The sequence below is a fragment of the Methylobacterium sp. WL116 genome (genome assembly GCF_008039455.1).
In the GTDB taxonomy this organism is placed as follows: Bacteria; Pseudomonadota; Alphaproteobacteria; order Rhizobiales; family Beijerinckiaceae; genus Methylobacterium.
This window is the reverse complement of sequence record NZ_VRUV01000357.1, coordinates 1-4,811: the sequence shown is the minus strand read 5'-3', so window position 1 is coordinate 4,811 and position 4,811 is coordinate 1. Positions and strand designations below refer to the sequence as shown.

Sequence of the window (4,811 nt, the reverse complement as noted above, 5' to 3'; positions counted from 1 at the left end):
CTGCGGGCCCGAATGCGGCCATGCCCGCCTCGCCGACGCGCGGGCGCTCGAAACGCTCGACACCTGGCGGGAGCGCGCCGGCGTGATCGCCGCCGCCGGTTCGCGACCATGCGCCGGAGCGGTGCTGATCCTGGTCTTCGCCGCCGCGCAGAACATGCTGGCTGCGGGCGTCCTCGCGGTCTTCGCCATGGCGCTCGGCACGGCGCTCACCACCGGCGCGCTGGCGAGCCTCGCGGTCTTCGCCAAGGGCGCCGCCCTGCGGATCGCCGGCGGTCGCGGACGCGCGGGCGTCGTGGCGATCGGCGCGCTCGAGCTGCTGGCCGGCGCCTTCGTGCTGGTGCTGGGGCTGGCGATGCTGTCGGGCCTCGCGCTCGACATCGGCGGCTGATCGCCCCTCGCCAACGGCACGCCGCCATGCCACGCTCCGGTCCGGGCGAAGAGCCCAGCACGCGAGGCGCCGCATGGCAGGGTTCGACCACATCCTGAACTGGCGGCTACTCTCGGGCTCGCACCCGTTTCCGGGACCCGACGGCGGCACCTGCATCAACGAGGCGGCCCTCGTCGCCGCGGGGCTGCCCTACCGCGCGATCCGGTCGAGCGACGAATGCCCGCCCTGCTTCTCGCGCCCGCTCGCGGCCTACGCGCTCGGCCTCAACGACGCGATGCCGGACGGCGAGCGCCACCGCTTGATGGCCTTCGTCCTGCGCCTGTCCGGCTCCGCCGACACGCCGGCGGTCGAGGCGGAGCGGACGGCCTTTCTGGCCCTCGAAAGCATCCGCAGCCTTCTGCCGCCGCTGCTCGAGCGGGCCGGATTCGCCGCCCTCACCACCCGCTGCCCCGCCGCGGCGGATCTCGACGAGGCGCTGGCGGCCGCGCGTTCGGCCGCCTGGGCGGGTGGAGCGCGAGCGCAGGCCGCATCGGGTCAGCGCGCCTGGGTCTCCGGAGCATTGGCGGCCGCGGTCTCCCGCACCGCAAGCGCGGCGATCCGCGCAGCGGAGGATCCGCGCTGCGCGGCCGAGATCGCCGAGGGGGTGGCGCCGTTCGCCCCGGGCACGTGGGCGCGGGCGGCCGTGATCCTCGACGGCGCGCTGCGGATCGGGCGGCAGGCGCCCGACATCGACCTGTTCGCCGCGCGCGACCGCCTCGATGCCGCCCGATCGGCCGCGCACGCCTGAGCCGCGATCACGCGTTCGCGTCAGGCGGCGGCGGAAGCCGCGTCGAGATCGAGCTCGACGGTCTCGCAGTTGTCGAGCCAGACGCCGGTGAGGTGGAAGAAGAACGTGCCGTGGCCGACCACTGCGATCGTCCGCTCGGGCCGCGCGCGCAGCCATTCGCGAAACCCGGCGACGCGCTGGTCGAACAGGTGCCTCGGCTCGACCGGATGACCGCCGACGTCGGACCCCTCCTCGGCGTGCCACCACACCTCGGGCAGGTGCCCCACGTCCAGATGCGGGAACTCCGCCGCGATCTCGGAGGCGACCCGGCCGACGTCGCAGCTGCTCTCCTGGCACTCCCGATGCAGCACCTCGACGAGGAGCTTCGGCTCGGCCGGATGGTCGGCGAAGACCAGCGCGGTCGTCTCGATCGCGCGGGTCAGCGGCGAGACCACCACGAGGTCGAACGGGATCTCGGAGAGCGCCGCCCGCGCCGCGCGCGCCTGCTCCCGGCCGCGCGGCGTCAGGCGGGCGTCGCGATGGTCGGGATCGCGGCCGGTCGCGCGGTGGGCGGCGTTGAAGGTCGATTCGCCGTGGCGGAGGCAGACGATGCGGGTCGGGCCGTTCATGCGGGTCATGGTCTCGTCGGTTCGTGTCGGGGTCAGGCGAAGCGGCCGCCGCGCTGGATCACCTCGATCTTGTAGCCGTCGGGGTCCGTGGCGAAGAAGAACCGCGCCAGCTCGGTGTCGCCGTGCTTGAGCGTTTTCATGTCCGTCGCCGGCAGCCCCTCGCGGGTGAAGCGGGCGTGCTCGGCGGCGAGATCCGCGACGGTGACGGCGACGTGGCCGTAACCGTCGCCGAGGTCGTAGGCCTCGGTCCGGTCCTTGTTGACCGTCAGCTCGATCTCGAAGGGCGAATCCGGCGCGCGCATGTACACCAGGGTGAAATCGGAAAAGTCGAAGCGGTCGGAGATGGCGAGCCCGAAGGCCGCCTCGTAATAGGCGACCGAGCGCGCCTCGTCGCGGACGCGGATCATCGCATGGACGGGCTTGGCCATTCTTCGCTCACAGGTCGGATCGAGGGAGTGAAGCCGATATCTGGCGCGAAGAACCGATCCGAAAAGGCCGGGAGCCCTGCGCCGAACCGCAGGCAGCCCCGCGCCGATGGCCACGGAGGCCCGTTCGAAGCCGATGCCGAGGCTATCAGCAACCCTGTCGACCGATCGAGGCGCCCTCATGCCTGAGCCCATCCTGCTCGCCACCAGCCAATCGCCCGCCGAGGAAGCGATCTGGCGCGACGCGCTCGCCCGCGCGATGCCGGGCGAGCGCATCGTGACGGCTGCCGACGAGTTCGATCGCTCGACGGTCGCGATCGCGATCGTCGCCAACCCGGTTCCGGGAGCGCTGGCCGGACTGCCGGCGCTCGCTTGGGTGTACAGCCTGTGGGCCGGCGTCGAGCGCCTGCTGCAGGACGCGACGCTGCCGCCGGTCCCCATCGTCCGTCTCGTCGATCCGACGCTGGCGCGAACGATGGCCGAGACCGTCGCGGCCTGCGTGCTCGCGCTGCACCGCGATCTCCCGCTCTACGCCGCGCAGCAACGCCGCCGCGAATGGCGCCAGCACCCAGCCCGCGCGGCCGGCGCGTGCCCGGTCGCGATCCTCGGGATGGGCGAGATGGGGCGGGCCTCGGCCGAGCTGCTGCTCGGGCTCGGCTTTCCCGTGCGCGGCTGGAGCCGATCGGGCACCGCGATTCCGGGGTTGATTGCGCATTCCGGCCGCGACGGCCTCGGCACGGCGCTGGACGGCGCGGCCTACCTCGTCAACCTGCTGCCGCTCACCGCCGAGACCCGCGGCATCCTCGATCGCGACTGCTTCGCCCGGCTGGCGCCGGGTGCCGGCGTGATCAACTTCGGCCGCGGCGCCCACCTCGTCGAGGCCGACCTGTGGCCGGCGCTCGATGACGGACGGGTCGGGCACGCGGTGCTCGACGTGTTCGCGCAGGAGCCGCTGCCCCGCGACCACCCGGCCTGGGACCACCCGAACGTCACGGCCCTGCCCCACGTCGCGGCGCCGACCGACGAAGCCTCGGCGGCCGCGATCGTCGCCGGGGCCGTGGCGGCCTTCCGCAGCACCGGACGGGTGCCGGCGGGCGTGGACAGAGCCCGCGGGTACTGATCGCCGTCGCCGCAAGCTGTCGCGTGGTTTCGCGGACGCAACGTCTTGCGTCCTCGAGATGCCGCACACCGAAACGCGCATGGGAAACACGCCGTTACAAATTTGCCGCCGCCCCCCATCTTCGATTGTCGCGCGTCTCGGGCCATAAGGAGCCGCGAAGTCCCGTCGGGACGCGACCGAAGACGACCGCCGATGAACGCGCCTGCCAGCCCGCATATCCTGATCGTCGAGGACGACCGCGAGATCGCGAACCTGGTCGCGCGCTACCTCCGCGGCAACGCCTGCCGCGTCACCCTCGCCGGCGACGGCGCGGAGATGGACCGGGCGCTGGCCGACGGCCGGGTCGACCTCATCGTCCTCGACCTGATGCTGCCGGGCGAGGACGGCCTCAGCCTGTGCCGGCGCCTGCGCGCGAGCTCAGCGATCCCGATCCTGATGCTCACCGCCAAGGCCGAGGAGATCGACCGCATCGTCGGCCTCGAGATCGGCGCCGACGACTATCTCGCCAAGCCGTTCAACCCGCGCGAGCTGCTGGCCCGCATCCGCGCCGTCCTGCGCCGCACCGGCAACGAGGTGGCGGAGGAGGAGGGCGCGCGCCGGATGCACTTCGTCGGCTGGACGCTCGACGTCTCGCTGCGGCAGGTGCTGAGCGCGGAGGGCGCGCGCATCTCGATCACCGGCGCGGAGTTCGACCTGCTCCATGCCCTGTGCCTGCGCCCGGGCCGCGTGCTCTCGCGCGACCAGCTCCTCGACCTGACCCAGGGGCGCAGCGCCGGCCCGTTCGAGCGCAGCATCGACGTGCTCGTGAGCCGGATCCGCCAGAAGATCGAGCGCGATTCGCGCAACCCCGAGATCATCCGCACGATCCGCTCGGGCGGCTACCTGTTCACGCCGGAGGTGACGCGCTCATGAGGTTCGGCCGGATCCGGAGCCGCCTGCGCCCGCGCAGCGTCGCCGGGCAGATCGCCCTGCTCGTGGTGGCCGCGATCGTCGTCGCGCACGCGGTCGCGACCACGGCCTTCGTGCTCCTGCGCGAGCCCTGGAAGCCGGACGACCATCCCGGCGTCGCGGCAGGGCGCCTCGCGATCGTCGCCCGCCTCCTCGACAACGCTCCCGTGCCGGACCGCGACGCCCTGCTGGCGAATGCGGCACGCAGCGTGCCGAACCTTCAGATCGCGCCCTGGACCGGGACCGCTGCCGAGGGCGAAGGCCTCAACCGCCCGGTCGTCCGCCGCCTGCGCAACGGCTTCGGCCGGGCGCTGACCGTGGTCGAGATCGGCGGGCCGGAGATGCGCGCCGACGGCTACCTCCGCCTCGGGATCGTGACGCCGAACGGTGCGCGGCTGCAGGCGAGCCTGCCCGACGACCCGCTCAGGCCGCCGCACGAAGGCGCGATCATCTTCACCGTGATCTTCCTCGCCCTGACGCTGGCGCTGCTCTCGGTGTGGGCGACGCGGGCGCTGACGGCGCCTCTGGCGCGGCT

Annotated in this window: 5 protein-coding genes and 2 pseudogenes; 5 read left to right on the top strand and 2 right to left on the bottom strand. The window is 73.1% G+C overall.

Annotation, left to right across the window (positions count from 1 at the left end; translation table 11 throughout):
* Together FV223_RS20315 and FV223_RS20310 are read left to right on the top strand one after the other, a co-directional pair.
* Positions 1-388, top strand: a pseudogene (locus FV223_RS20315) (nickel transporter); the annotation flags it as partial.
* 73 nt (positions 389-461) lie between these two features.
* Positions 462-1,175 carry a hypothetical protein gene (locus tag FV223_RS20310; protein WP_147728701.1) on the top strand — a complete coding sequence of 238 codons (714 nt, stop codon included), beginning with the start codon at positions 462-464 and terminating at the stop codon, positions 1,173-1,175.
* A 20-nt stretch (positions 1,176-1,195) separates the two neighbouring features.
* On the opposite strand, the gene FV223_RS20305 is transcribed toward FV223_RS20310, so the two are convergent.
* Together FV223_RS20305 and FV223_RS20300 are read right to left on the bottom strand one after the other, a co-directional pair.
* Entirely contained in the window at positions 1,196-1,792 is a 597-nt protein-coding gene (locus tag FV223_RS20305) for a histidine phosphatase family protein (protein ID WP_147728700.1), read from the bottom strand.
* Positions 1,793-1,815: 23 nt separating this feature from the next.
* Entirely contained in the window at positions 1,816-2,211 is a 396-nt protein-coding gene (locus FV223_RS20300) for a VOC family protein (RefSeq protein WP_147728699.1), read from the bottom strand.
* Between the two features lie 178 nt (positions 2,212-2,389).
* On the opposite strand from FV223_RS20300, the gene FV223_RS20295 reads away from it, so the two are divergent.
* The 3 genes and pseudogenes from FV223_RS20295 to FV223_RS20285 form a co-directional block, all read left to right on the top strand.
* Positions 2,390-3,328, top strand: coding sequence for a glyoxylate/hydroxypyruvate reductase A (locus FV223_RS20295; protein WP_147728698.1), 939 nt, complete (start codon positions 2,390-2,392; stop codon positions 3,326-3,328).
* A 192-nt stretch (positions 3,329-3,520) separates the two neighbouring features.
* A complete protein-coding gene (locus FV223_RS20290) occupies positions 3,521-4,240 on the top strand; it encodes a response regulator (protein ID WP_147728697.1) in 720 nt (239 codons plus the stop codon).
* Positions 4,237-4,811, top strand: a pseudogene (locus FV223_RS20285) (two-component sensor histidine kinase); the annotation flags it as partial. The gene FV223_RS20290 and the pseudogene FV223_RS20285, both read left to right, overlap by 4 nt.